The organism is Arthrobacter sp. Dra40, assembly GCF_059091905.1.
Window position 1 is genome coordinate 1 of sequence record NZ_JBNHHB010000072.1, and the last position, 24,447, is coordinate 24,447.

Genomic DNA, 24,447 nt, shown 5'->3' on the forward strand with positions numbered 1-24,447 from the left:
GGCTCCCCGCGGGGAGCCGGCCTTCCGGTTTAAGTTTCTGCCTAGACGGACTGGCCGTTGGGCCGCCACTCGCCGGTCACCAGGTAGGTCACCTTGCGGGAGACCGAGACACCGTGGTCGGCGAAGCGCTCGAAGTAGCGGCTGGCCAGCGAGACGTCCACCGTGGTCGGTCCGGACGAGTTCCAGGCTGGATCGGCGATGGCCTTGAAGACGCCGGCGTGCAGTTCGTTGACGCGGGAGTTGCTCATGTCGATCTGGGCGGCAAGGTCCAGGTCGCGGGTCTCGAGTAGCTCGGTCAGTTTCTCCGAGATGGCAATGTCCTGCTCCGCGAACTCCCGGAACGTCGCGCGCATCGATTCGGGGATCACGAGGTCTGGGTAGCGCAGGCGAACCAGCTGCGCGATATGCCGGGCGAGGTCGCCCATCCGCTCAAGCGAGGCGCTCATCCGCAGTGCGCCCACAATCATGCGCAGGTCTGAAGCGACCGGCCCTTGCAGCGCCAGGATGTCGATGGAGCGCTCGTCCAGATCCGTCTGGAGGAAGTCGATCCGGGCGTCGGCGGCAATGACTTCCTGGGCCAACTCGATGTCTGCGGTGTCGAGCGCAGTGGTTGCCTTCTGCATCGCCTCGGTGACCAGCCGGGAAATCTCGACCAGCTGTTCTCCGACTTGATGGAGCTCGGCCTGGAAAACCTTGCGCACTGGCGTCCTTTCGGTTGTGTTCGTGAGCATACGGGACCTAGCATCCCATTCGCATCACACCTTGTCAGGCGGCGGTTAACTATTACGTCGCCTCAGGTGAACGTTAGTTGAACGGACTCACGATTACTACTGGATGGTCCTGAAGCTGAGCGGGGCTGCGCCTAAGCTAGAGGCGTGGATCCACTGACTATCGGCTTGCTGGCAGGCCTCATCGGCTTGGCGCTGGGCAGCTTCGGCGTGCTCGCGTTCGGCCTGAGCGACCGCCAGCGGCGACGGCTGCAGGAAGTTGCCGAGCCTACTCTGCCGGACGGCGCCGCCGAGGTGCTTTCCGTCGTCGGCCGCGCCTATGTAGTGGTGGACGCGATCGACGGCGTGGTGCGCGCCAGCCCGGCCGCCTACGCCTTCGGGCTGGTCCGCGGCCACACGATAGTGCACTCCGAACTGTTGGGCCTGACCGCCCGGGTGCGCCGCGACGGAGTGATCGAAGAGCGGCAGCTTGAACTGCCGCGGGGCCCGCTGGGCCAGGGCACCATTGTGGTGCAGGTGCGGGTGGCGCCGATCGGCGAGGAGTACATCCTGCTGCTGGCCGATGACCGGACCGAAATTACCCGGACCGAGGCGATGCGCAACGACTTCGTGGCGAACGTGTCGCACGAGCTGAAGACGCCGGTCGGCGCCATCTCGCTGCTGGCCGAAGCCATCGACGACGCCGCGGACGATCCGGAAGCCGTGCGTCGCTTCGCCGGCCGCATGCACAAAGAGGCCCGCCGGCTGGGCGCGCTGGTGCAGGACATCATCGAGCTGAGCCGGTTGCAGGGTGCGGACGTGGTGCAGGGCGGCACCGAGGTGGACCTAAACGCCGTAGTCGCCGAAGCCGTGGACCGCAACAAGCTCACCGCGGAAAGCCGCCACATCGAACTGTCGGTTGGCGGAAACATCGGCGTGCCGGTCTTCGGCGATGCCGAATTGCTGACCACCGCGCTGCGGAACCTGATCGACAACGCGATCCGTTACGCCCCGGAACGAAGCAAGGTGGGCGTTGGACTGCGCGTGCGCGAAGGCTTGGCGACCATCTCGGTGACCGACCAGGGCCCGGGCATCACCCCCGACCAGCAAGACCGGATCTTCGAGCGCTTCTACCGCCTCGACGACGCCCGCTCGCGGCAGACCGGCGGAACAGGCCTCGGCTTGAGCATTGTTAAACACGTCATCTCCCAGCACGGCGGGGAAGTATCGGTGTGGTCGCAGCCCGGACAGGGCTCCACCTTCACCGTACGGCTGCCGGAAATGGAGCAGGAAGACGGTGGCACCACTGAATCCGTGGGGCCGCGTACGCAGGGCGCCGGTGTGGCGCATGAACAAGGAGTCGGTGCTTGACCCGCATTCTGGTCGTCGAAGATGAAGAATCGCTGAGCGATCCGTTGAGCTATCTGTTGGGTAAAGAAGGCTTCGAAGTCGAGGTGGTGGACAACGGACTGGAAGCCATCGTGGCGTTCGACCGGGCCGGCGCGGACTTGGTCCTGTTGGACCTGATGCTTCCCGGTCAGTCCGGAACGGAAGTATGCCGGCAGCTGCGGCAGCGTTCCTCGGTCCCGGTCATCATGCTCACCGCCAAGGACTCGGAGATCGACAAGGTCGTGGGACTCGAATTGGGCGCCGACGACTATGTCACCAAGCCCTATTCCTCGCGCGAGTTGGTGGCCCGGGTGCGTGCGGTACTGCGCCGCCAGGGCGAACCGGAGGAATTAGTGCCGAACACCGTTTCCTCCGGCCCGGTGCGGATGGATGTGGAACGGCACGTGGTCAGCGTGGACGGCGAACCAGTGTCGCTGCCGTTGAAGGAATTTGAACTGCTGGAGATGCTGCTGCGCAACTCCGGCCGGGTCCTGACCCGCGGACAGCTGATTGACCGGGTGTGGGGCTCCGACTACGTGGGTGACACCAAGACCCTTGACGTGCACGTCAAGCGGTTGCGCAGCAAGATCGAGCCCGATCCTTCTGCGCCGCGCTACTTGGTCACCGTCCGCGGGCTCGGTTACAAGTTCGAACCGTAGGCCCACCCGGCTAGAGAACCAAAAAGGCCGGGCCGCTTCCTGGAAGGGAAGCGGCCCGGCCTTTTTGCTGGTGTGGGTGGGATCAGGCGCCGGCCTGGTCGGTGGGCTCCTCCGACGGCGCCGGGGTTTCCTTCGGCGCGGCGGATTCGGTCGGTGCGGGGGTGGGGACGTAGCTGCTGTACTCCGGCAGCGTGCCGTCCAGAACCGGCACCCGCACGTCGGCGGATTCGTTGTTCACGCGGACGGTGACGTTGGCCAGGGCGCCGGGAGCGGCTCCGGGGCGGTCAACGGTGGTCTTGTTCGCCTCGTCCTCGAAGCGGATCTGGCCATCGGCCGGGACGGTGACGGTGGCGGTGCTGCCCGAGCCCGTCATGCTCAGCTGCACGGGGGAGTCGGAGGTGTTCACCACGGTGCCGAGGAGGCGGCCGGTTGCGTCTTCGTTCTCGGCGACAACCAGCAGGTTGCGCAGGCCGATCGGGCCAACATTGGCCACAATGCCGTCGCTGGCGGAGTAGGACTTGGTGGTGGCCTGTTCATTGATTGCGCCGCATCCAGTCGATGCGAGCAGGGTGAGCGCGGCGGCGCCTGCTACAAGGGTGCGCTGCACACGGTTCTTCGGCGCAATCTTCACGGCAGAAACTCCTCAGTATCAATCAGGTGCGGTGCTGCAGATCTAGGCAGCTTGCCTCGCCTAGCCTACCGGCAAACCGGTGAAAAGCTGGATTCGACGCCTGTAAGAATCCACTCGAATGCACCAAATCGACGATCCGTCAAGGGGTTCAGGGGCCGCATTTTAGCCCGCAGAGGGGCTATTAGCCCCGCAAACTCGCGGAAGTGGCCGAATTATCCATGGTAAACTGGTGGTCGGGAAAGGGGATACTACACATGGTATTTGAGGTCGGCGAGACGGTTGTTTACCCTCACCACGGTGCCGCAAAGATCGAAGAGATCAAAATGCGCACCATCAAGGGTGAAGAAAAGATGTATCTCAAGCTCCGGGTTGCCCAGGGCGATCTGACTATTGAAGTTCCGGCGGAAAATGTGGACCTGGTCGGGGTCCGCGATGTGGTGGGCAAGGAAGGCCTCGAGCATGTGTTCGATGTGCTCCGTGCCGAGTTCACCGAAGAGCCGACCAACTGGTCCCGCCGCTACAAGGCGAACCTGGAAAAGCTGGCCTCCGGAGACGTCATCAAGGTAGCGGAAGTTGTCCGCGATCTGTGGCGCCGGGACCATGACCGCGGCCTCTCCGCGGGCGAGAAGCGGATGCTGGCCAAGGCGCGGCAGATCCTGGTTTCCGAACTCGCGCTGGCAGAGAAGACCGACGAAGACAAGGCAGCAGAGGTCCTCGACGAGGTCCTCGCCTCCTGATTGTGCTCCTAGCGGCCGGCATCCCGAACGGGATGCCGGCCGCTTTTTGCATGCCGGCGGGCGGCCCGTGCCGCCCGATTAGGCTAGGGGGATGAGCACAGCACAGGCATCAGTGGGCGTGATCGTGGTGGCGGCGGGCTCCGGTACCCGGCTGGGCTATGGCCTGCCCAAGGCACAGGTCCCGCTGGCCGGCGAACCGATCCTGGCGCATGCGCTCCGGGGCGTGCTGGCAGCCGGGGTCGCAGCTCGGATCTGCGTGGCCGTTCCCGCCGGAGATACAGTGCTGCGGCAGCTCTGTGCCGGCTTCGCTGCGCAGCACCCGGACGTAGTGATTTCAACGGTCGACGGCGGTGCCTCCCGGGCGGCCTCGGTCGCCGCGGCGCTGCGCGGGCTGGGGGAAGGCATCAGCGCCGTCCTGGTGCACGATGCCGCCCGGGCACTCACCCCGCCCGAGGTGTTCCAGCGGGTTGCGGCCGCGCTGGCGGCCGGCGCGCGCGCCGTCGTTCCTGCGGTTGCAGTGGTGGACACCATCAAGACGGCGACGCCGAGCACCGGGGCGGAGGCGGGCATTGCACCGGAGAAAGTGGCGGCTACGGTAGACCGCGGGCAACTGCGGGCGGTGCAGACGCCGCAGGGCTTCGATGCCGCGGCGCTGGCTCGGGCGCACGAAAGCCTGGCCGGTCTGGGGCCGGGAGAAGCCGACAGCATCACCGACGAGGCCCTGCTGATGGAACGCAGCGGCGTGGACGTCATGCTGGTGCCCGGCTCGGCGCAGGCCCTGAAGATCACCACGCAGCTGGACCTGGCCGTGGCCGAAGCACTGCTGCCCGCCCGCCAGCCCCGACGCATCATGGAAGGCTGATCGTGCCCGACCTCCCGTATCCCATCCCCCGTACCGGAATTGGTGTAGACGTCCACGCTTTCGCCCCGCCGGCCGACCCTCAGCCGTTATGGCTGGGCGGCCTGCTGTGGGAAGGGGAGCAGGGCCTGGCCGGTCATTCCGATGGCGACGCTGCTGCGCACGCAGCCGCCGACGCGCTGTTCTCCGCCGCCGGAGTCGGCGACCTGGGCACGCACTTCGGCACCGACCGTCCGGAGTACGCGGGCGCTTCCGGCGTGCGGTTGCTGTCCGAGGCGGCCCGGATTGTCCGGGAGGCCGGGTTCGAGATCGGCAATATTGCCGTCCAGCTGGTCTGCAACCGGCCCAAGTTCGGACCGCGCCGGGGAGAATCCGAGGCGGTGCTCAGCGAGGCCGCCGGCGCGCCGGTCAGTGTCTCCGCCACAACCAGCGACGGGTTGGGGTTCACCGGCCGTGGCGAGGGGATCGCGGCGGTGGCCACCGCCGTCGTTGTTTCCGTTCGCTAGGGGACAAGTACGTAGCAGGAGGCCCGCCACGCGCTCCGCGCGGGGCCGCCCGCCTTCGCTCCGCGATGGGGCCGGTGCGCCACAGGACTCAACGGTTCGCACCGGTACCGCGGGCGCGGCTACGCTAGAGCGGTGAGCCTGAGATTCTATGACACCGCCACCGCGCAAGTCCGCGATTTCGTCCCGCTGGTCCCGGGCAAGGTGGGGCTCTATTACTGCGGCGCCACGGTGCAGGGCGACCCGCACGTGGGCCACATCCGCTCGGCCATCGCGTTCGACCAGCTCACCCGCTGGCTGCGCTCCAGCGGCTACGACGTCACGGTGGTGCGCAACGTGACGGACATTGACGACAAGATCCTGGTCAAGTCGGCCGACTCCTTCCGCCCGGACGCCGCCGAGGACCCGATGGTGTTGGTCCCGAACGAGCCCTGGTGGGCGCTGGCCTACCGCTATGAGCAGGAGTTCGCCAAGGCCTACGACACGCTGGGCGTGGAACGGCCCACCTACGAACCGCGCGCCACCGGCCACATCCCGGAGATGCACCGGCTGATCCAGCAGCTGATCGACCGCGGCCATGCCTACCCTGCGCTGGACGATTCCGGCGACGTCTACTTCGACGTGCGTTCCTGGCCCGAATACGGCTCGCTGACGCACCAGCGGATCGAGGACATGCAGGCCGCGCCCGACGCCGGCCCGCGCGGCAAGAAGGATCCGCGCGACTTCGCGCTCTGGAAGGGGCACAAGGAAGGGGAGCCGGAGACCGCCAGCTGGGCCAGCCCGTGGGGCGCCGGCCGGCCGGGCTGGCACCTGGAGTGCTCGGCCATGGTCACCAAGTACCTGGGCACCGAGTTCGACATCCACGGCGGGGGACTGGACCTGCGCTTCCCGCACCACGAGAACGAAGTGGCGCAGTCCCGGGCGGCCGGCCAGGGCTTCGCCAACTTCTGGATGCACAACGGCATGGTCACCTTCGAGGGCGAGAAGATGTCCAAATCGATCGGCAACATCATCACTCCAGCCGAAATGCTCCAGGACGCGCGGCCGCTGGTGGTCCGCTACTACCTGGGCCAGGCGCAGTACCGGTCCGCACTGGACTACAACCCCGGCTCGCTGGTGGAGGCGGCCGCCGCGGTGGAGCGGATCGAGGGCTTCCTGCAGCGGGCGCTGAAGTTCCTCTACGGGGAGCAGTTCGGGTTCGTGGTGAGCGAACGCGTGCCGGAGGCGTTTGCCGCCGCGATGGACGACGACCTTAACGTGCCGCAGGCACTGGCCGCGATCCACGAAACGGTGCGCGCCGGCAACACTGCCCTGGACGCCAAGGACAAGGAAGCCGCCACCCGCGCGCTGCACCAGGTGATGGCCATGACCGACGTGCTGCACATCAACCCGCTGGATCCGCACTGGCACTCCGGCGGCGCGGACACCGCGGCACACCAGGCCCTGGACACGCTGGTGCGCGCCCAGTTGGAGGAGCGCCGCGCGGCCCGCGAGGCCAAGGACTGGTCCCGCGCCGACGCCATCCGCGACACCCTGGCCGAGGCCGGAATCGTGGTGGAGGACTCGGCCGAGGGCGCTACCTGGAGCCTCGGCTGACGGCAGCCCGCACGGTTGGCGGTACCCTTTAAGCCAGACGGTTCCCGTCGGGCCAGCCGGCCACCGCCGGTGTGCGCCAGCGGGAGCACACCTTCCCCAACACCAAAGGTAGTTTTCGATGGCCAACAAACCTCGCCCCGGAGCGGTGCGCAAGTCCAAGAAGGGACCCACCACAGGAACCGGCGGACACGGGCGCAAGGCGCTCGAAGGCAAGGGGCCGACGCCGAAGGCCGAAGACCGCCCGTACCACAAGGCGTACCGGAGCAAGCAGCTCTCCGAGCGGTCGGCGGCCAAGCAGCAGGGCGGCCAGCGCCCCGCCGCCCGCCGCGGGAAGTCCGCCGGCGAGATGGTGACCGGACGCAATTCCGTGGTGGAAGCCCTGCGCGCAGAGGTGCCGGCGAAGGCACTGCACGTGGCGGTCCGGATCGAGATGGACGACCGGGTCAAGGAGTCGCTGAAGATCGCCGCCGAACGCGGCATCCCGGTGCTGGAATCGCACAAGTCCGAACTGGACCGGATGACCGACGAGGCCGTTCACCAGGGCCTGGTCTTGCAGATCCCGCCCTACGAATACCAGGACGCGCTGGAGCTGGCCGAAGAAACCATGGCCAAGTTCAAGAAGGGGTATATCAACAACGCCCCGCTCTTCGTGGCGCTGGACGGGATCACCGACCCGCGCAACCTCGGTGCCATCATCCGCTCCGCGTCCGCCTTCAGCGGCCACGGCGTGGTGGTGCCCGAGCGCCGCTCCGTGGGCATGACGGCCTCCGCCTGGAAGACCAGCGCCGGCGCGGCCGTGCGCGTGCCCGTGGCCAAGGCGAACAACCTGACCAACACGCTCAAGGCCTTCCAACAGCTGGGCATCTTCGTGCTGGGTCTGGACGGCGAGGGCGACGTGTCGCTGCCTGACCTATCCCTGGCCACCGAGCCGGTGTGCCTGGTCGTTGGTTCCGAGGGCAAGGGCCTCTCCCGGCTGGTCCGCGAGAACTGCGACCAGATTGTCTCCATCCCGATCGATTCGGCGATGGAATCGCTCAACGCCTCGATGGCCGTGGGCATCAGCCTGTACGAGATATCGCGGCAGCGCGCCCGCTAGGAGCAGGTGGACCGTTTTGGCCCGTCACGCCAAGAGCATTTCCCCCCAGCTGCCGGCTCGCCCGCCACAGCTTTCGCGGGCCTTCCCGCTGGGGGTCAGCGCCACGGCCCCGGGCATGCCGGCGATCCCCGGCGCGGTAAATGTGGCGGTGTTCGCCCCCGGGTACGCCACCTTGGACGTGCACTTCCAGGACGCACGCGGCGCCTGGCAGTGCGCTGAACTGAAGGCCTTCACGGACGGCGTCCACCACGGCACGGTCAAGGGACTGGACGAAGGCAGCCGGTACGCCTTCTGGCCGCACGGCCAGGCGCTGCCGGCCTCGGGGCAGCTGCTGCTGGACCCGTACGGGCGTGCCATTGACGACGACGGCGGGGTGCTGCGTTCGATGTACGTCACCGGCGGCTTCGACTGGGGAAACGACTCGCGCCCGCACGTGCCGTGGCGGGACACGGTGGTCTACGAGTGCCACGTCAAGGGCCAAACCATGCTGCACCCGGAGATTCCCCAGGAGCTGCGCGGCACCTATGCCGGCCTGGCGCATCCGGTGATGGTTGATTACCTGCTTGAACTGGGTATCACCACGCTGGAGCTGCTGCCGGTGCACTACCACCTGGACGAGCCGCACCTGCAGGACCTGGGCCTGGCCAACTACTGGGGCTACAACACGCTGGGCTTCTTCGCGCTCTGGCCTGGCTACGCCACCGCGGCGGCCCAGGCCGCAGGACCGCGGGCCGTGCAGGACGAGTTCCGCGCGATGGTGAAGAAGCTGCATTCGGTGGGGATCGAGGTGATCCTGGACGTGGTCTACAACCACACCGCCGAGGGCGGGAAAGACCAGGACACGTATTCCTTCCGCGGCCTGGCGGACCACGTGTACTACCGGCACGATGGCCACGGGAACTACCTGGACACCACCGGCTGCGGGAACACGATGAACTTCAACGAGCCACGGGTGATCCAGTTGGCCCTGGACTCGTTGCGCTACTGGGTGGAAGAGTTCCACATTGACGGCTTTCGCTTCGATCTGGCCGTGTCCTTGGCCCGCGACGGCCAGAACCACTTCAGTCCCCGCCATCCGTTCCTGGTGGCCGTCGGCGCCGACTCCGTGTTGTCCGGAGCCAAACTGGTCTCCGAACCGTGGGACGTGGGCGAGGGCGGCTGGCAGACCGGCAACTTCCCGCCGGGCTGGACCGACTGGAACGACCGCTTCCGCGATACCGTCCGCGATTTCTGGCTGGCGGACCAGGCTGCCGCGGCCTCCGGCGGGCGGGGCGGGACCGTGGCCAGGCTGGCCAGTTGCCTGGCCGGGTCCACTGAGCTGTTCGTCGGTTCCGGCCGCACGGCGCTGGCTTCGCTGAATTTCGTCACCGCCCATGACGGCTTCACCCTGGCCGACCTGACGTCGTACCACCGCAAGCACAACGAGGCGAACGGCGAGGACAACCGCGACGGCCACGACCACAACCGCAGCTACAACCACGGCGTCGAGGGGCAAACCGGGGACAGCCGGATCCTGGATGCGCGCGAGCGGACGGCGCGGAACCTGATGGCCACTTTGCTGCTGTCGCTGGGCGTGCCGATGATCTGCGCCGGTGACGAGATTGGGCGCAGCCAGCAAGGGAACAACAATGCTTACTGCCAGGACAACGCGCTGGCCTGGACCAACTGGCAGCTGGATGAGCGCGAACACCGCATGTTTGATGTCACCCGCCGGCTGATCCAAATCCGCCGGTCCTTCCTGGCGCACCAGCCCTACAACTATCCGGCGCGGGAGGAGAGTTCCTACCTGCTCTGGTTCAATGCCGACGGCGAACCGATGACGCCGGATGACTGGAACGACCCCGACTGCCGGATGGTCCAGCTGCTGATGGGGTCGCCGCAAGGCATGATTGACGGCCTGGTCGTCATCAACGGGGGGCGCCAGCCGCAGAAAATCGTGATGCCCGCTCCGCGCTCGCTGCAGGAGTTCGGCAAGCATCACGGCGAAAAGATCCCGTTTGAGCTGCTCTACACCAGCTCGCACATCGACGATCAACGGCGCGGGGCCAAGATCCGCAGCGGCGAGAAGGACATCGTCGCGGCCAACGCCATCTCGATCTACCGCTCCTGACGTGCATCCGGCGCCGGGGGCCCGAGGGCTCTCCCGGCGCCGGATTACCGCGCGGTGGGACGCGATCCGAGGCGGATCAGACCTGCCGCGGCGGCTCCTGCACATTCCCGCGGGCCTCCTGTGCCCGTTCCTTGACGTCCTGGGCGGCGGAAGTGCCTTCCGACTTGACCTTACCCATCGAGTCTTGGGCCGAGTCCTTCAGGTCCGCGGCCGCCTCCCGGGCCGGCTCCTTCATGTCCTGGGCCACCTCTTTGGCGGAGTCCTTGACTTGCTGGACCACCGGCTGGGCCTCTTCCTTAACCTTTTCGGCTGCCTGCTGCTCCACACGGCTAGCGGGGAACAGTGAGGACAGCAACCAGCCTGCGCCGAAGGCGATCAGGCCTGCCGCCACCGGGTTGCCCTCCGTCTTGCGGGCAATCTGGTGCGGGGCGTCGCTGGCCATTTCGCCGGCGTCGTGCATCATGGACTTCGTATTGCTGCCGGCGTCGTCGGCAGCGCCCAGGACCTTGTCCTTGACCCGGCCCACGGAGTCCTTCACTCTGTCCGTTTGCCGATGGACGATGTTCGCCGGCGAGGCTTTCTCGGCCACGGCGTCCACATCGGTGCCCAGCCGGGCGCGGGTCCGTTCAATGTCGGCCCGGATTTCTTCTGGTGACTGGCTCATAGTGCTTCCTCACTTGGCTTCAACGTTTCCGGAATCTTCTGCACTGACTCGGCAGTGCGGGGCATCCCCTGAACGGTCTTGAGCTGCTTGCGGCCGACCGAGTAGAGGATGGCGGCGATGATGGCCCAGATGACTGCCACGATCAGGCCGGACCAAGCCAGCCCGATGAAGTAGGCGATCAGGGTCCAGAGGGCCAGGGAGAGGAACAGCAGGACGAAATGGCCGGCCACACCGGCTCCGCCCAGCATGCCTGCTCCCTTGCCGGCGCGTGTGCCGGTCTCCTTAAGTTCGGCCTTCGCCAGCTCCAGTTCCTGCCGCATCAGCACGGAAATGTCCTTGCTGACTTGGCTGAGCAGGTCGCCGAGGGACTCATTCTCGGCCTTGATTTCCGCCCGCGTCGGTTCGGCGGCATCCTGACCGGGCACCCGCTGGTTACCGGGCACCTGCTGATGACTCATCGTGTTCCTCCGTCTTCATAGGGGTTGCGGTCCGGGATCGCGGTGCCACGACCGCCAAGGGGCGGTTCGCCGACCGGGTAGGTGGTCTCAGGTTGCGCCCCGGGTGCCGCAAAGCCCGCCGCGCTCTGGGCGTCATAGCTGCCGGCCGTCTCCGGCGAGGCGTAGACCGGGCCGGCAGTAGCGCGGTGCGTGCCCACGCGTTGCCCGGTTCCGGCGCCGCTGCCGCTGTCGGCGGTCAGGCCCTTGGTCAGCCTGCCGGCCAGGACGCCGGCGCCTGCCGCGATGGCCAGGAAAGCACCGGGACGCCGGCGGGCAAAGCGCTTCACCTCGTCCAGCAGCGATCCCGGGTCGCGGTTCTCCAACCAACCGGCCACGGAGTCAGCCCTGTCCGCGGCTCGGCTCACCAAATCGGTCGCTGTCCCGGACTGATCAGAGTTGCGGGCCATGGAGCTCAGCTCTTCGCCTATCGACCGCAGCCCCGACGCAACGCGCTGTTGCTGGGTGTGGGCCTGGCCGCGGACCTCGTCGCCCAATCCGGACATAAGGTTCCGGGCCTTTTCCTTGGCCTCGTAAGCCACCTGTTTTGCCTCGCCCTTGGCCGTCGCGGCCACATGCTGGCCGGCTTCGACACCCTCGCGACCTACTTCCTTGGCTTCGGTCTTGGCCGTCTCGCTCTTAGGCTGGCCGGTGGCCGGCGGAGTCGTGGGCGGCGGGACTGCCGCGCCGCCGGCCGGGTAAACGGGAACTCCCTCGTCGTAACTGCCGGAACTTGAATTCGTGGTCATGGCAATTCCTTTTCTGTGTCGGGTTTCTTCCTGTCAGGCCTGACGTTTTCAGGTGTGGTCACGGGATTGCTCTTCCTGCCCGTAGGTGTGGCGGAGCTTGCGGCCCCCTGCAATGTCCTCCTCTTCCTTCTCGGCATTCTTGTCGCTCTTGCGACTGTCGCGGACCGGAAGCTGAATGTTTTCCTCGGCGGCGATGCCGGCCTGGAGCTGCCGACCGCGCTCGGTCTCTGCGTCGAACTCAGCGCCGAACAGCAGGGCAAGGTTGGCCAGCCAGAACCACAGCAGCAGCACGATCACGCCGCCAATGGCACCGTAGGTCTTGTTGTAGTTGCCGAAGTTGGCCACGTAGAAGGCAAAGCCGAGGGTTGCCAGAGCGAGCACCAGCAGTGCGATCAGGGCGCCGAGGCTCATCCAGCGGAATTTCGGCTGTTTCACGTTCGGCGTCGCGTAGTACAGCACTGCGACCATCACCACCGCGAAGATGACCAGCAACGGCCACTTGGCGATGTTCCAGACGGTCAGTGCCACTTCGCCGAGGCCGATAAAGGAACCGACGGTTTGCGCGACCGGTCCGGACAAGACCAGCATCAGCATCATCAGCACCGCCAGCACCAGCACCACGATGGTGATCAGCAGCATGACGGGGCGAAGCTTCCAGAACGGCCGGCCTTCCTCGACCTCGTAGATCCTGTTCATCGCTCGGCCGAAAGCGTTGACGTATCCGGAGGCAGACCAGATGGCACCCACCAGACCGATGACGAACGCCAACCCCGCTCCCTGTGAGCTGGCCAGCTGCTCGATCGGCTGCCGGATGACATCGACCGCCTGACCCGGCGCCACCCTCTCTACCATGCTCAACATGGCGTTGGTGGTCGCTTCGGCCTGTCCAACCAGTCCCAGGACGGAGACCAAAGCCAGCAGGCCCGGGAACAGGGACAGGACGCCGTAGTACGTCAGCCCAGCCGCCAGATCCGTACAATCGTCGTCGGTGAACTCGCGAAAAGTCTTGCGAAGGATGTACTTCCAGGAGGCCTTCTTCACCTGCGGGGGAGTCTGAGGCTTGTCCTCATGGTCCGGCGGTGGTGCGGTGTCTTGCTCGGTACCGGCGCCCATATTCGCCTCCTTAGTGGTTCATTCGGACGGAATACCTTCATGCTATTAGTCAGCATGCTGATAATAAAGGGGTGCGCCACACAGAAGGACGTACGAAGGGGCAGATTTTCCGCTGCGGCCGGGCTGCGGACCAGACAGCCAAGGAGAAGGGTTAACCACGCGTTGCCGCGGATAAACCGGCAACGGCGGGCGCTGGCGGACGCGAAAGGTCCCGCGGAGGGGGACACTTACAGGGCGGTTAAATTTCCGTCGAATTTCACCTGCCGCGGGGCCGGCGGCGCACCCAGGCATCGGCAGAACACAGTTCATGGCGGGCAGCCCATCCGGCCGGCGAGGACCCGCCTGACAGTGAAACCTGGGCCTGTCAGGCGCGGGACCCCGTCGGCCGGGGGAAGTGAGTCGCTCCGGATCGGGGAATCAGTTGGTGGCGTTGGCCACCAGGCCGAGTTCGGCGTGGTTAGCCAGGGACGCATGCTTGGGCAGCACCCTTACGCTGTAGCCGAACGAACCGGAACGGTCGATGGTTACCGGGCCCGTGAACAAATAGCGGCCGTCGCCCAGCTGGTCCGCGACGGTCAGGTCGTCGGTGGAAGTCTGCGCGAGATCGTCGTTGTCGGTGACTTGCCCGTGCACCACCTGGACGGTGACGTTGTCGGGCGCCAGGGGGCCGAGCCGGACGTACGCGTTGACCGTCAGCGACTCGCCGATTTGCGGTTCGTCGGTTATGCCCATCGAGTCCACGTGTTCCACCGACACGTCGCCCCAGGCATTGCGGACCCTGCTGGTCCACGAGGCCAGTTCCTTCGCCGCGGCGAAATCGTCGGCCCGGGCGGCGTGTCCGGACATCGATGCGGGACGGTAGAGCTGCTCCACATAGTCCTGCAGCATCCGTTCGGCGGAGACGGCCGGCCCCAGGTTGGCCAGAGTGTGCTTGATCATGGCGATCCACTGGTGCGGTACGTGGTCCGGCCCGACCGGCTCGGACGGGCCTGCGGCTCCGGCGCCTTCGGATATCTCGGCGGCGTAAAAGCGCGGCGCCACATGGTGCTCCACCAAGTCGTAGAGAGCTGCGGCTTCGATGTCGTCCCGCTCATCCGGGTCGAACACGTCGTCGGTCCCCGCTTCGGTGGAGGGGTTCGCCGTCGGAATCGCCCAGCCGTTGTCGCCGTCGTACATCTCGTCCCACCAGCCGTCGAGCACGGAGAGATTCAAGCCGCCGTTGATTGCCGCCTTCATGCCGGAGGTACCGCAGGCTTCCAGCGGACGCAGGGGGTTGTTCAGCCACACATCGCAACCAGGGAAGAGGGTGCGGGCCATGGCGATGTCGTAGTTGGGCAGGAAGACAATCCGGTGCCGGACCTCCGGATCGTCGGTGAAGCGCACCAGGTCCTGGATCATCCGCTTTCCCTGCTCGTCCGCGGGATGGGATTTGCCGGCGATGACCAACTGGACCGGCCGGTCGGGATGCAGCAGCAGCGCCTTGAGCCGGGCAGGATCGCGCAGCATCAAGGTCAGCCGCTTGTAGGTGGGCACACGCCGGGCAAAACCGATAGTCAGCACGTCCGGGTCCAGCACCGAATCGGTCCAGGCGAGTTCGGCATCCGCGGCCCCGCGTTTCTTCCAGGAGGCACGCAGCCGGCGGCGGACATCGTCAATCAAGTTTGTCCGCAGGGTCCGGCGCAGCGCCCAGATGTCCTCGTCCGCGGCGTCGTACACGCGGTCCCACTGGCGGTCGATCACGGTTTGGTCGCCGAACGCCGACCGGGCGAACTCCGCGACCCGCGGGTCCACCCAGGTGGGCACGTGCACGCCGTTGGTCACCGAGCCGATCGGCACTTCCTGCTGGTCGAAGCCCGGCCAGAGCCCGCAGAACATGCCGCGCGAGACCACGCCGTGCAGCTTGGCCACGCCGTTGGCCCGCTGCGCCAGCCGCAGGCCCATCACGGCCATGTTGAACTTGGACGGGTCTCCGCCGTCGTAATTCTCATCGCCCAGTTCCAGGATCTTGGCGGTTGGCACATCCGGGGCGAGCCCTGCACTGAAGAAGTGCTGGATCTGTGCCTTGTCGAACCGGTCGATGCCCGCCGGCACCGGAGTGTGCGTGGTGAAAACGGTGTTGGCGCGGCCCGCGGCCAAAGCCTCGTCCCAGCTCAGGCCGGCGGCCGCCAGCTCTTGGATGCGCTCGACGCCCAGGAACCCGGCGTGCCCCTCGTTGGTGTGGAAGACTTCCGGGGCCGGAGCGCCGGTGAGCCGCTGGTGCACACGCAGCGCCTTCACCCCGCCCATGCCCAGCAGCAGCTCCTGCTGCAACCGGTGATCGCCGCCGCCGCCGTAGAGCCGGTCGGTAATGCCGCGCGCGGCCTCATCGTTGCCCGGAATGTTGGAATCCAGGAGCAGCAGCGGCACCCGGCCCACATCGGCGCGCCAAATGTAGGCACCGAGCCGGCGCCCGTTCGGCAGCGGCAAGGTGACCTGGGCCGGCTGCCCGTCCGCCTCGCGCAGCAAGGTCAACGGCAGGCCGTCCGGGTCCAGCACCGGATACGTCTCCTGCTGCCACGCGTCGCGGCTCAGGGACTGATTGAAGTAGCCGGCGGCATAAAGCAGGCCCACACCCACCAGCGGCACGCCCAGATCGGACGCGGCCTTCAGGTGGTCGCCGGCCAGGATGCCCAGGCCGCCGGAGTATTGCGGCAGCACGTGGCTGATGCCGTACTCGGGAGAGAAATAAGCGATCGACGCCGGGGTATCCGCTCCCAGCGTCTGGTACCAGCGGTCTTCGGTGAGGTACTCCTCTAGATCCGCATCCAGCTCGCGCACGTGCGTCACCACGTGGTCATCGGCGGCGAGCTCGCGCAGCCGTTCGCGGGTAAAGGAGCCCAGCAGGGCCACCGGATCCTGGCCCACCTCGGCCCAAGCCTTGGGGTCCAATTGTTCGAAGAGCTGCTGGGTTGGCCGGTGCCAGGACCAGCGCAGGTTGCCTGCCAGCCGGGCCAGCGGAGCAATGCTCTCGGGGAGGACAGTGCGGACGGTAAATCTGCGGATTGCCTTCACCCGGCCTAGGTTAGCGCAGATACCTTCACCGGTGATGACAGGCAGGTTAATGCGCGCCGAACTGGCCGCCAATCCGTCTCCGCGGCGCCGGGATCCTTCGCATTCGGGATGGATTCTCGCTAACGTCTAGTCTTGTGACGACTTCGATGCAGGAGCACAGCCCGTCCCATCCAACGCAGCGCCTGAAATTCGGCCGCATCCCAGTGGTCGATGTTTGGCCCGTGGTCGGCGGAGGCGATTTCCCCGCCAAGGCGATCCCGGGCGAGGACATAGAGGTAGCCGCCACTGTCTTCCGCGAGGGGCACGACAAGATCGGTGCCACCGCGGTGCTGTTCGACCCGGACGGCAATCCGGTCCAACGCGCCCGGCTGACCCCCGGGGCCGCCGGCACCGACCGCTGGCACGGCACAATCCGGCCCACCGGCACCGGCCTGTGGACCTTCCACGTGGAAGGCTGGGGAGACAACTACGCCACCTGGCGGCACAACGCCGAGGTGAAGATCGCCGCCGGCGTCGACGTGGACCTCATGCTGACCGAAGGCAAGCAGTTGCTGGAACAGGCCGGCGGGCAAGGCGGGCGGCCGGAAGAGAACGCGCGGGTGCTGCGCGAAGCTGCCGCCGCGCTCGCCGATACATCCCTGTCGGTGCACGAGCGGCTGGCCGCGGGCACCTCGGAGGCGGTGCTGGCCGCAGTGCGCAGCCACCCGATCCGCAGCCTGGTCAGCCCCTCGAAGCAATACCCCATCCTGGTGGAACGCGAACGGGCCGGCCGCGGCGCCTGGTACGAATTCTTCCCGCGCTCCGAGGGCGCGCACTACGATCCCGTTACCGGCGTCTGGACCTCGGGAGACTTTACGACGGCGGCGGAGCGCCTTCCGGCCGTGGCCGCGATGGGCTTTGACGTGATTTACCTGCCGCCGATCCACCCGATCGGCGAGGTCAACCGCAAGGGCCCGAACAACACCCTGACTGCCGGTCCGGGGGACCCCGGATCGCCCTGGGCGATCGGCTCCAAGGACGGCGGACACGACGCCATCCACCCCGATCTGGGCGGTTTCGAGCAGTTCGACGCCTTCGTGGCGGCCGCCGAAGCGGTCGGCCTGGAAGTGGCACTGGACCTGGCGCTGCAGGCGGCCCCGGACCACCCGTGGGCCACCGAACATCCCGAATGGTTCACCACCCGGGTGGACGGCACCATAGCCTACGCGGAGAACCCGCCGAAGAAGTACCAGGACATTTATCCGCTGAACTTCGACAATGACCCGCGCGGCCTCTCCGAAGAGGTCCTGCGGATTGTGCAGCTGTGGATTTCCCACGGAGTGAAGATCTTCCGGGTGGACAACCCGCACACCAAACCCGTCTGGTTCTGGGAGTGGCTGATCGGCACCGTGAACCGCGAGCATCCGGACGTGGTGTTCCTGGCCGAGGCCTTCACCCGGCCGGCCATGATGCACGCGCTGGGCCGGGCCGGCTTCCAGCAGTCCTACAGCTACTTCACCTGGCGCAACACCAAGGAAGAGATTGAAGAGTACTTCACCGAGGTCAGCCACGAGACCGCGGCGTTCTTCCGGCCAAACTTCTTTGTCAACACTCCGGACATCCTCACCGAGTACCTGCAGTACGGTGGCCCGGCGGCATTCAAAATCCGCGCGGTGCTCGCGGCGACGGCCAGCCCGCTCTGGGGCGTGTATGCAGGCTATGAACTCTACGAACACGTGGCCCGGCCGGGCGCCGAGGAATACATCGACAACGAAAAGTACGAGTACAAGGCCCGCGACTTCGCCGCCGCGGAGGCCGAGGGGCGCTCGCTGGCCCCGTACCTGACCCGGCTGAACTCCATCCGGCGGGCCCATCCCGCCCTCGGCGACCTGGGGAACCTGGCCGTCCACCGCAGCACGGATCCGGCCACCGTGGTGTACTCCAAACACAAGGCGCACCTGCCCGAATCCCACAGCGGCGGGCGGGACACCGTCATCGTGGTGGTGAATGTGGATCCGCACAGTGCGCGCGAATCCACGGTGTCGCTGGACCTGGCGGCCCTGGGGCTGCGGGACGAGGACTACAACGACGACGGCACGTTCTGGGTGGACGACCTGCTCACCGGACAGAGCTGGCGCTGGGGCGAGCACAACTACGTGCGGCTGGACGCCCACGTGGAACCGGCCCACGTCCTGCATGTCCGAAGGAGCCGCTGATGGCGAGCCCGTTTCAGCTGCATGCTCCGGGCCTGGCCCACGACCCGCACTGGTACCGCAAGGCCGTGTTCTACGAGGTGTTGGTGCGCGGCTTCGCGGACGCCAACGGTGACGGCTCGGGCGACTTCTCCGGGCTGATCGAGAAGCTCGACTACCTCCAGTGGTTGGGGATCGACTGCCTGTGGGTTCCGCCGTTCTTCAAATCCCCGCTGCGCGACGGCGGGTACGACGTCGAGGACTACTACGACGTGCTGGACGAGTTCGGCACCATCGGCGACTTCAAACGACTGGTGGCCGAGGCCCACGCCCGCGGCGTGCGCGTGATCATCGACCTGCCGCTGAACCACACCTCGGACAAGCACGACTGGTTCGAGCAGTCCCGGCGCGACCCGGACGGCCCGTACGGCGACTTCTACGTTTGGTCCGACACGGACGAGAAATACCAGGACGCTCGAATCATCTTCGTTGACACCGAAGACTCCAACTGGGCCTTCGACCCGATCCGCCGGCAGTTCTACTGGCACCGCTTCTTCAGCCACCAGCCGGACCTGAACTTCGAGAACCCGAAGGTGATCGAGGCGGTGTTCGATGTGGTGCGGTTCTGGCTGGACCAGGGGATCGATGGTTTCCGCGCGGACGCCATCCCGTACTTGTTCGAAGAGGACGGGACCAACTGCGAAAACCTGCCCACCACGCACACCTTCCTGCAGGATTTGCGCGCCATGGTGGACGCCGAATACCCGGGCCGCGTGATCATCGCCGAAGCCAACCAGCTCCCGCATGAGGTAGTGGAATACTTCGGCCAGCAGGACGACGATGGCCAAGTGCGTCCGGAGTGCCACATGGCCTTCCACTTCCCGATCATGCCGCGGCTCTACTACGCCTTGCGGGACCAGAACGCCCGCCCGATCGTGGCCACCATGGAGGAGACCCCCGCCATCCCGGCCGGTGCCCAATGGGCGACGTTCCTGCGCAACCATGACGAACTCACGCTGGAAATGGTCAGCATGGAAGAGCGCGAGGCGATGTTCGGCTGGTACGCCCCGGACTCGCGGATGCGGTCCAACATCGGCATTCGCCGCCGGCTGGCCCCGCTGCTGGACAACTCCCGGGCGGAAATCGAACTGATCCATGCGCTGCTGCTCTCGTTGCCGGGCAGCCCGTTCCTGTACTACGGGGACGAGATTGGCATGGGCGACAACATCTGGCTGGAAGACCGCGATGCCTCCCGCACGCCGATGCAGTGGAACCCCGACCGCAACGCGGGGTTCTCTACCGCGGACCCGGGCAAGCTCTACCTGCCGGTGGTCCAGTCGCTGGTGTACCACTACAACTACGTGAACGTGGAGGCGCAGCTGGCGCACAACAGCTCCCTGCTGCACTGGGTGCGCCAGATGCTGGCGGTGCGCAAGGCCCACCCGGCGTTCGGGCTGGGCAGCTACCAGAACGTGCCGGTGGAATCTGACTCGGTGCTGGCCTTCCTCCGCGAGGTGCCGGAAAACAATCCGGAGGGTGTGGACAAGGAAGTACTGCTCTGCATCTTCAACCTCTCGCAGCACCCGGTTGCGGCCCCGCTGCAATTGCCCCAATTCGCCGGCCGCGGGTTGCGCGACCTGTTCGGCGGCACACCGTTCCCGGCGTTTGACGACGCCGGCCAACTCACCCTGACGCTGGGCAGCCACGACTTCTTCTGGCTGCGCCTGCGCTCGACTTCATCCAACCTGGCATCACCGCAGACTGAGACCCTCCCGGTCATCAGACCCGCGACTGAAGAAACCGAGGTGGCAACAACCCATGCCTAAATTCACGCCGAGCATTCCCGAACTCCTGCACCCGTGGCTGCCCGCGCAGCGCTGGTTCCCGGCCAAGGGCCAGGAATCCGTGCTGCACCGGCTGGGCGGCATCCGGCTACAGGATCCGTCCGGCGAGGTGGGGCTGGAGGTGCACATCGTGGCCGTGCACACCGCCAACGCCGTCCACGTGGTCAACGTGCCGCTGAGCTACCGCAAGGAGCCGCTGGCCGGAGGGGATGCGGCGCTGGTGGGGCGCGCGCAGCAGGAGCCCGCGGACAGCACCGGTGCCGACGGCGACGCTGGCGCGGCCTGGACCGGTAGCGGGGATGACGCTGCGGACAGCGGCACCGGTGAGCGCTGGATCTACGACGGCGCGCACGATCCGGTGTTCGTCGCCGCCTGGCTGGAACTGATGCGGCGGCAGGCGGTGACCAGCGACGGGCACACCCGCGGACATGCCGGTGCCGGGTTCGACACGTGGCCGGAGTTCTCCACCGGACTGGAGGCCTCGGTGCTGTTGGGCGAGCAGTCCAATACCTCTGTGGTGGTTCAGTCCGGCCACGGACCGCTGATTGTGAAGTTCTTCCGGGTCCTGGAAGCCGGCGCCAACCCGGACGTGGAAGTGGGCGTGCTGCTCACCGAGGCGGGCTGCCGGGAAGTCCCGGCCACGTACGGCTGGGTCACCGGCGGCTGGCTTACCCCCGGACAGAACGACGACGGCAGCGACCGCCTGTGGGACACCGGCCACCTCAGCGTGCTGCGGGAGTTCCTGCCGGACAGCCAGGACGCGTGGCGCACCGCGTCCGGCTCGGCGCTGGACGGCACCGACTTCAGCTCGCAGGCGCGCCAGCTCGGGGCTGTGACCGGACGGATCCACCGCAGCCTTCGCGACGCGGCCGGCAGCCACTGGGCGGATGCCCAGGAAGTCGGTGCGTTCAAGGCCGCGCTGGCGGAACGGATCCGCTGGGGCTGGGCGCAGGCCGGTGCGTCGGTGGGCCCGATGGACGAGGCGGTCCAGGAACTGCTGGACCGGCTGGACCAGGTCACCGAGCTTCCCGAGCTGCAGCGGATCCACGGCGACTACCACCTGGGCCAGGTGCTGAACTCTCCGGAACGAGGTTGGGTGGTGCTGGACTTCGAGGGCGAGCCGCTTCGGCCGATGGGCGAGCGCGGCACGGACGACGTGCCGCTGCGCGACGTTGTCGGCATGTTGCGCTCCTTTGACTACGCCGCAGGGGTGGCCCGGCTGGCCGGACCCGACGATGCGGCAACTGCCGCCGCCGATGAGTGGGCTGCGCAGGCCAGCGCCGCCTTCCTGGACGGTTACCGCGAAGAGACCGGCGACCCGGTGGACACCTCGTCCACCCTGTATTTGGCGCTGCTGCTGGATAAGGCCCTCTACGAAGTGGTCTACGAACAGCGCAATCGTCCGCGCTGGGTCAAGGTTCCGGTCCGCGGTGTTCGCGAGGCGTTGGCCCCGCTGGCCGGCGCGGGCGGGGAAGCCGAGGGCAGCCGGGACTTGGCTGCCGCCGGAGTCGGCGCCGCCGGCGCTGCCGCGGGCATCCGGCCCACGACGGCCGCCGCGCCCGTCCGGCCCGCCGCGGCGGCATCCGAAGCATCGGCGGGATCCCCGCCGTCGGGCCGCCGCAACGGCGCCCCGGTGCCGGTCGACGCGGAGGTGCTCACCGCCGTCGCGCACGGCGCTTACCACCAGCCGCACGCCGTGCTTGGCGCCCATCTGGACGACCACGGGCACGTCACCGTCCGCACCCGGCGTCCGCTGGCCGACTCCGTCACCGTGGTCACGCCCTCGCTGCGCGTGCCGATGGAGCACGAACACGAAGGCATCTGGGTGGCGGTCTTCCCCGCCGACGACCCGGGACACGTCCCGGATTATCGCCTTGAGGTGGTGTACGACGGCGGTGCCCCCAGCATCGTCGACGACCCGTACCATTACCTGCCCAGCCTGGGCGAGATCGACCTGCACCTGATCGGTGAGGGCCGGCACGAAACGCTGTGGACCGCGCTGGGCTCCCACGTGCGGCGCTACAACTCCGCGCTGGGCGACACCGCCGGCGCCAGCTTCGCCGTCTGGGCGCCGAATGCGCGCGCCGTCCGGGTCAAGGGCGACTTCAACCACTGGGACGGGTCCCTCCACGCGATGCGTTCAATGGGCGGGTCCGGAGTGTGGGAACTGTTCATTCCCGGCGTGGAGGCCGGCGCCGTGTACAAGTACGAGCTGCTGGGCCAGGACGGCCAATGGCGCGAAAAGGCCGACCCGATGGCCCGCTGGACCGAGGTCCCGCCGCTGACCGGCTCGCGGGTGGTCGAGTCGCATTACCGCTTTGGCGACCAGGAGTGGATGGAACGGCGTGCCGTCCGCGACCCGCACAACGGGCCGATGAGTGTCTACGAGGTGCACCTGGGATCGTGGCGGCTGGGGCTGGACTACCGGCAACTGGCCGACCAGCTGGCCGAATATGTCAGTTGGCAGGGCTTCACGCACGTGGAGTTCATGCCGGTGGCCGAGCATCCGTTCGGCGGATCGTGGGGCTACCAGGTCACCTCCTACTACGCGCCGACCTCGCGGTTCGGGCATCCGGACGACTTCAAGTACCTGGTGGACAATCTGCACCAGGCCGGCATCGGCGTGATCCTGGACTGGGTGCCGGCGCACTTCCCCAAGGACGAATGGGCCCTGGCCCGCTTTGACGGCCAGCCGCTGTACGAGCACGCCGACCCGCGGTTGGGCGAGCACCCGGACTGGGGCACGCTGATCTTCGACTTCGGCCGCCGCGAGGTGCGCAACTTTCTGGTGGCCAACGCGTTGTACTGGCTGGAGGAATTCCACATCGACGGGCTCCGGGTGGATGCGGTGGCGTCGATGCTCTACCGCGACTATTCCCGCAAGGAAGGGGAATGGTTCCCCAACATCAAGGGTGGCCGCGAAAACCTGGAGGCCATCTCCTTCCTGCAGGAAGCCAACGCCACAGCATACAAACGGGTGCCGGGCATCGTCATGATCGCGGAAGAGTCCACCGCGTTCGACGGCGTGACCCGGCCGACCAGCGCGGGCGGCCTCGGCTTTGGGCTGAAGTGGAACATGGGTTGGATGCACGACACCCTCGAGTACATCGCCGAGGACCCGGTCAACCGGATGTACCACCACAGCAAGGCCACCTTCTCGATGGTCTATGCCTACACCGAGAACTTCCTGCTGCCCATCAGCCATGACGAAGTAGTCCACGGCAAGGGATCGATGCTGCGCAAGATGCCCGGCGACCGCTGGCAGCAGCTTGCCAACCTGCGCGCCTACCTGGCCTTCCAATGGGCGCACCCGGGCAAACAGCTGATCTTCATGGGTACCGAATTCGGTCAGGAATCCGAATGGTCCGAACAGCACGGACTGGACTGGTGGCTCTCCGAAAACGTTCCGCACAAGGGGCTGCAGCGGCTGGTCCGCAATCTCAACGGAATCTACCGCTCCACGCCGGCGCTTTACGAGCGGGACAATGAACCGGCCGGCTTCCAATGGATTGATGAGAACGACGGCGTGCACAACACGCTGTCCTTCATCCGCTGGGACCAGCAGGGCAACCCGCTGGTCTGCGTGGCGAACTTCGCCGGCGCTCCACATGAAGGCTTCCGGCTGGGGCTGCCGTGGGCCGGAGAGTGGGACGAGACGCTGAATACGGACGCGGCCGAATACGGCGGGTCCGGCGTCGGCAACCTGGGGGCCATCACAGCAGAAGAAGGCGGCTGGAAGGACAGCCCGGCCTCGGCCGTTCTGCGGGTTCCCCCCTTGGGCGTCATGTACCTGAAGCCCTCGGCCGGGCGGTCCGCCCGGTGACGGAGGAGTGAACGGCAGTGGAATTTACATCCGGCCCGAGCGGTGCTAGAGTTTATATCCGCGCAGGGCGGTGAAGCCGCCAGCGCGAAGCCCACCGGAGGCCTTGGCCGCCGGGAGGAACGGGCCGGACAGTTTGACAAAGACTGACGGCGCCGGTAAGTTTGAAAAGTTGCTCCGGAGCGATGGAGGGCCTGTGAGGGTCGTCTTGGTGCCGGGTGCTCCTGTTGTTTGAGAACTCAATAGTGTGCCAA

The 24,447-nt window shown here is 66.9% G+C and carries 18 protein-coding genes; 11 read left to right on the top strand and 7 right to left on the bottom strand.

From position 1 onward, the window contains the following. Positions 1-41 precede the first annotated feature (41 nt). Positions 42-701: a phosphate signaling complex protein PhoU gene (phoU, locus tag AC5RWT_RS21830; RefSeq protein WP_494081983.1), complete on the bottom strand. Its 660-nt coding sequence runs from the start codon at positions 699-701 to the stop codon at positions 42-44. 183 nt (positions 702-884) lie between these two features. Between phoU and AC5RWT_RS21835 the strand changes: the two genes are divergently transcribed. Together AC5RWT_RS21835 and AC5RWT_RS21840 are read left to right on the top strand one after the other, a co-directional pair. Then, on the top strand, positions 885-2,078 hold the full coding sequence (locus AC5RWT_RS21835) for a sensor histidine kinase (protein WP_494081993.1): 1,194 nt from the start codon (positions 885-887) through the stop codon (positions 2,076-2,078). Beyond that, positions 2,075-2,755, top strand: a complete 681-nt coding sequence (locus AC5RWT_RS21840) for a winged helix-turn-helix domain-containing protein (RefSeq protein ID WP_136787239.1) — start codon at positions 2,075-2,077, stop codon at positions 2,753-2,755. The genes AC5RWT_RS21835 and AC5RWT_RS21840 overlap by 4 nt, the downstream gene beginning before the upstream one ends. Positions 2,756-2,837: 82 nt before the next feature. On the opposite strand, the gene AC5RWT_RS21845 is transcribed toward AC5RWT_RS21840, so the two are convergent. Continuing rightward, positions 2,838-3,386 carry a hypothetical protein gene (locus AC5RWT_RS21845; protein ID WP_494081984.1) on the bottom strand — a complete coding sequence of 183 codons (549 nt, stop codon included), beginning with the start codon at positions 3,384-3,386 and terminating at the stop codon, positions 2,838-2,840. Between the two features lie 254 nt (positions 3,387-3,640). Between AC5RWT_RS21845 and AC5RWT_RS21850 the strand changes: the two genes are divergently transcribed. From AC5RWT_RS21850 to glgX, 6 genes are all read left to right on the top strand, one after another. Beyond that, a complete protein-coding gene (locus AC5RWT_RS21850) occupies positions 3,641-4,123 on the top strand; it encodes a CarD family transcriptional regulator (protein WP_127513280.1) in 483 nt (160 codons plus the stop codon). 91 nt (positions 4,124-4,214) lie between these two features. Next, complete coding sequence (gene ispD / locus AC5RWT_RS21855) at positions 4,215-4,985, top strand: 2-C-methyl-D-erythritol 4-phosphate cytidylyltransferase (RefSeq protein ID WP_494081985.1); 771 nt, start codon at positions 4,215-4,217, stop codon at positions 4,983-4,985. A 2-nt stretch (positions 4,986-4,987) separates the two neighbouring features. Further along, positions 4,988-5,488, top strand: a complete 501-nt coding sequence (gene ispF / locus AC5RWT_RS21860; RefSeq protein WP_494081986.1) for a 2-C-methyl-D-erythritol 2,4-cyclodiphosphate synthase — start codon at positions 4,988-4,990, stop codon at positions 5,486-5,488. A 132-nt stretch (positions 5,489-5,620) separates the two neighbouring features. Next, positions 5,621-7,081, top strand: a complete 1,461-nt coding sequence (gene cysS, locus AC5RWT_RS21865) for a cysteine--tRNA ligase (RefSeq protein ID WP_494081987.1) — start codon at positions 5,621-5,623, stop codon at positions 7,079-7,081. 118 nt (positions 7,082-7,199) lie between these two features. Further along, positions 7,200-8,177 (top strand): 23S rRNA (guanosine(2251)-2'-O)-methyltransferase RlmB, encoded by a 978-nt coding sequence (gene rlmB, locus AC5RWT_RS21870; protein ID WP_494044916.1) that lies wholly within the window; start codon positions 7,200-7,202, stop codon positions 8,175-8,177. A gap of 115 nt (positions 8,178-8,292) precedes the next feature. Beyond that, a complete protein-coding gene (gene glgX / locus AC5RWT_RS21875; protein ID WP_494081994.1) occupies positions 8,293-10,287 on the top strand; it encodes a glycogen debranching protein GlgX in 1,995 nt (664 codons plus the stop codon). Positions 10,288-10,363: 76 nt separating this feature from the next. Here the strand turns inward: glgX and AC5RWT_RS21880 are convergent, their stop codons facing one another. The 5 genes from AC5RWT_RS21880 to glgP form a co-directional block, all read right to left on the bottom strand. Next, positions 10,364-10,951 carry a DUF3618 domain-containing protein gene (locus AC5RWT_RS21880; protein ID WP_494081988.1) on the bottom strand — a complete coding sequence of 196 codons (588 nt, stop codon included), beginning with the start codon at positions 10,949-10,951 and terminating at the stop codon, positions 10,364-10,366. After that, complete coding sequence (locus AC5RWT_RS21885) at positions 10,948-11,409, bottom strand: phage holin family protein (protein WP_494044913.1); 462 nt, start codon at positions 11,407-11,409, stop codon at positions 10,948-10,950. The genes AC5RWT_RS21880 and AC5RWT_RS21885 overlap by 4 nt, the downstream gene beginning before the upstream one ends. Further along, entirely contained in the window at positions 11,406-12,194 is a 789-nt protein-coding gene (locus tag AC5RWT_RS21890) for a hypothetical protein (protein WP_494081989.1), read from the bottom strand. Before AC5RWT_RS21890 ends, AC5RWT_RS21885 begins: the two co-directional genes overlap by 4 nt. A gap of 48 nt (positions 12,195-12,242) precedes the next feature. After that, entirely contained in the window at positions 12,243-13,307 is a 1,065-nt protein-coding gene (locus tag AC5RWT_RS21895) for a YihY/virulence factor BrkB family protein (RefSeq protein ID WP_494081990.1), read from the bottom strand. A gap of 417 nt (positions 13,308-13,724) precedes the next feature. Next, positions 13,725-16,358 carry an alpha-glucan family phosphorylase gene (glgP, locus tag AC5RWT_RS21900; RefSeq protein ID WP_494081991.1) on the bottom strand — a complete coding sequence of 878 codons (2,634 nt, stop codon included), beginning with the start codon at positions 16,356-16,358 and terminating at the stop codon, positions 13,725-13,727. 146 nt (positions 16,359-16,504) lie between these two features. On the opposite strand from glgP, the gene AC5RWT_RS21905 reads away from it, so the two are divergent. Genes AC5RWT_RS21905 through glgB form a run of 3 tightly spaced genes read left to right on the top strand, consistent with a single transcriptional unit; the run spans position 16,505 to position 24,196 of the window. After that, entirely contained in the window at positions 16,505-18,553 is a 2,049-nt protein-coding gene (locus AC5RWT_RS21905) for an alpha-1,4-glucan--maltose-1-phosphate maltosyltransferase (protein WP_494081995.1), read from the top strand. Beyond that, positions 18,553-20,355 carry a maltose alpha-D-glucosyltransferase gene (gene treS / locus AC5RWT_RS21910; RefSeq protein ID WP_494044908.1) on the top strand — a complete coding sequence of 601 codons (1,803 nt, stop codon included), beginning with the start codon at positions 18,553-18,555 and terminating at the stop codon, positions 20,353-20,355. Before AC5RWT_RS21905 ends, treS begins: the two co-directional genes overlap by 1 nt. Beyond that, positions 20,348-24,196: a 1,4-alpha-glucan branching protein GlgB gene (gene glgB / locus AC5RWT_RS21915; RefSeq protein WP_494081992.1), complete on the top strand. Its 3,849-nt coding sequence runs from the start codon at positions 20,348-20,350 to the stop codon at positions 24,194-24,196. The genes treS and glgB overlap by 8 nt, the downstream gene beginning before the upstream one ends. The last annotated feature ends 251 nt before the right edge of the window (positions 24,197-24,447 follow it).

What these genes read in the sequence shown, in the direction of transcription:
- glgX (WP_494081994.1), top strand. Translation starts at nt 8,293, where the DNA reads ATGCCGGCGATCCCCGGCGCGGTAAATGTGGCGGTGTTCGCCCCCGGG.
- AC5RWT_RS21850 (WP_127513280.1), top strand. Translation starts at nt 3,641, where the DNA reads ATGGTATTTGAGGTCGGCGAGACGGTTGTTTACCCTCACCACGGTGCC.
- AC5RWT_RS21890 (WP_494081989.1), bottom strand. Translation starts at nt 12,194, where the DNA reads ATGACCACGAATTCAAGTTCCGGCAGTTACGACGAGGGAGTTCCCGTT.
- AC5RWT_RS21885 (WP_494044913.1), bottom strand. Translation starts at nt 11,409, where the DNA reads ATGAGTCATCAGCAGGTGCCCGGTAACCAGCGGGTGCCCGGTCAGGAT.
- AC5RWT_RS21895 (WP_494081990.1), bottom strand. Translation starts at nt 13,307, where the DNA reads ATGGGCGCCGGTACCGAGCAAGACACCGCACCACCGCCGGACCATGAG.
- AC5RWT_RS21905 (WP_494081995.1), top strand. Translation starts at nt 16,505, where the DNA reads ATGCAGGAGCACAGCCCGTCCCATCCAACGCAGCGCCTGAAATTCGGC.
- AC5RWT_RS21880 (WP_494081988.1), bottom strand. Translation starts at nt 10,951, where the DNA reads ATGAGCCAGTCACCAGAAGAAATCCGGGCCGACATTGAACGGACCCGC.
- ispD (WP_494081985.1), top strand. Translation starts at nt 4,215, where the DNA reads ATGAGCACAGCACAGGCATCAGTGGGCGTGATCGTGGTGGCGGCGGGC.
- treS (WP_494044908.1), top strand. Translation starts at nt 18,553, where the DNA reads ATGGCGAGCCCGTTTCAGCTGCATGCTCCGGGCCTGGCCCACGACCCG.
- glgB (WP_494081992.1), top strand. Translation starts at nt 20,348, where the DNA reads ATGCCTAAATTCACGCCGAGCATTCCCGAACTCCTGCACCCGTGGCTG.
- rlmB (WP_494044916.1), top strand. Translation starts at nt 7,200, where the DNA reads ATGGCCAACAAACCTCGCCCCGGAGCGGTGCGCAAGTCCAAGAAGGGA.